This is a genomic window from Shewanella sp. 11B5 (assembly GCF_002836795.1).
Lineage (GTDB): Bacteria > Pseudomonadota > Gammaproteobacteria > Enterobacterales > Shewanellaceae > Shewanella > Shewanella frigidimarina.
Genome location: NZ_PJAP01001075.1, coordinates 1 through 2385, shown reverse-complemented (window position 1 = coordinate 2385; position 2385 = coordinate 1). Strand labels below are relative to the sequence as shown.

Here is a 2385-nt window from a genome sequence, read left to right as displayed (position 1 = left end):
AGCCATACTCATTGGTTGCGGATTATTAGTAATACAAAGTGCTCATGCATTACCGTGGGACGATTTAACCACAGATCAATTAGACACCACACTGCAACAAAAATTTACTGACGGGAATTATTCTCCTAAAGGGGCCGATTCTTGCCTTATGTGTCATAAAAAAAATGAACAGGTGATGGACTTATTTAAGGGGACGCACGGCAAAGTTATTTCAGAGGCTTCTCCAATGGCAGGTTTGCAATGTGAAGCATGCCATGGTCCACAAGGTAATCATAATCGCGGCGGTAAAGAGCCCATGATTGCTTTTGGTGCAAAAAGTAAGTTGCCGGTAAGTTCTCAAAACAGTGTTTGTGAAGGGTGTCATAACGATGCACAGCAGATGAGCTGGCACAACAGTACCCATAATCTTGAAGAAGTTGCCTGTGTAGATTGTCACAAGATCCATGCAGCCAAAGATCCTGTTATGGATAAGCTCACAGTTAATGACACTTGTGTTAGCTGCCATACCAGCCAAAAAGGCGACATGAATAAGCGCTCTTCACACCCGTTAAAGTGGAACAGCATGACATGTGTTGATTGTCACTCAGCTCATGGTTCTATGAGTGAAAATGCGTTAGTTAAACCCACAGTTAATGACACTTGTTATAGCTGTCATGCCGAGAAACGTGGGCCTTTCTTATGGGAGCATGCGCCAGTAACAGAGAATTGCGTTACTTGTCATAACCCTCATGGCAGTGTCAATGAATCTCTCGTTAAGCAACGTGCTCCTCAATTGTGTCAGCAATGTCATGCCAATGATGGACACGCTAGTCGAGTAGTCGCGGAGTCAGGTATTGATGCTTTTGGCGGCGGTAAAAGTTGCTTGAATTGCCACAGCCAAATACATGGTTCAAATCATCCCTCAGGCAGCTTGCTGCAACGCTAATGGAGAGCAAGATTATGTCATTTAAAATCAATCTTATTACTGTATCGATATTAGTGGCGGTATCTGGACACAGTTTCGCAGCGAATTTTGGGGTGAGTAATGCTAATACCAGTAATGTAAAAACCAGTAATTATGAATGTAATCGTTGTAGTGAGAATGAAGGTTATAGCGGTAAACTCGATGTGGCTCTTGGCTATAACGACATTGATGATATGCATGCTGGTAACGCATTAGGCACTTCAGAAGATGGCGCTATTGGTTCGTTAAGCAGTGATATTTTGTTCCAAAATAAATCTGGCTATCAAGCCAAAATAACGGCACATCAATTGGGTTTTGACAATAGCTTTGCTAGTTTGCAAATCGGTGATTCAGGCTTATATGAGGTGGTATTAGATTACGCTGCAATCAAAACGATTAAAGCTGGTAATGTAAATAGCCAGTTGTGGCATAACGATGGAATGCTGACTCCCAGTAATGATGTTAATACGTTTAACTTAGCGCTAGAAAGAGAGAAATTAGGCGTCGGAGTGGTATTTAACCAGGACGTTTACAATAGTTTTATCAGTTACAGCCAAGAAGAGAAAACCGGTCACAGCTCAAGCAGTATCGTTACGCCTAGCCCTATCAATATTGGCTTACCGATAAACGCGACGACTTCGCAATGGGATGCAGGGATAGGTCTTAATGGCGATAACTGGATGAGCGAATTGAGTTACTCAGGAAGCATTTACAATAATAAAATAAGCGACTTAAGTTTGCCTTATTTAAACGATGTTTATGCTGCTTCACCAGATAGCCAAGCGCATCAAATATCACTTTCTGGCAATTACCGCTTTGACCAGACTGTGATGAGTGGACGTGTCGCAACGGGTCGCATGATCCAAGATGAAAACTTAATTCAAATGAGTGGTAATCCACTGCAAAGCTGGGACGGTCAGGTTAATACTACTGATGGCCGTTTTGCAGTGACATCAATGATGAATAATCGACTTCGCTTAGGTGGCAACATCGATTATAACAAGCGAGATAATCAGAGTTCGACCGCAGAGTTTGCTCAATATAACTTCAATAGTTTAACTGGTGCATTTAAACAAAATACACCTTTAGATTATGAACGTAAAAATTATGGCATAAATGCGAGTTATCGAATTGCCAGTGGTTATCGTTTACAGGCAGGTTATGACAGTAAAGAAATAACTCGCAATTATAGTGAACGAGAAACAACTCAAGATGACACTTTATGGGCGAAATTAAATATCCGTAAGTTTGAAATGTTTAATATTAATGTAAAGTCTGAGTATGCTAGCAGAGATGGTTCTAAATATGAATCAGATATATTAACGGCCTCAGAAGATAATGCGGTTTTAAGAAAGTATTATTTAGCTGACCGAACCCGTAATGCCTATGAATTAAAATTAACTCATACACCTAATGATTGGATGAATGTTGATATAACTTCT

The 2385-nt window shown here is 40.6% G+C and carries 2 protein-coding genes; both read left to right on the top strand.

What is annotated here, in order from left to right; genetic code table 11:
• Window positions 1-4: 4 nt before the first annotated feature.
• Window positions 5-925, top strand: coding sequence for a DmsE family decaheme c-type cytochrome (locus tag CXF78_RS20470; RefSeq protein ID WP_102037792.1), 921 nt, complete (start codon window positions 5-7; stop codon window positions 923-925).
• A gap of 14 nt (window positions 926-939) precedes the next feature.
• Window positions 940-2385: MtrB/PioB family decaheme-associated outer membrane protein (locus tag CXF78_RS20465; RefSeq protein WP_102037791.1), on the top strand; the 1446-nt coding region annotated here is incomplete at its 3' end.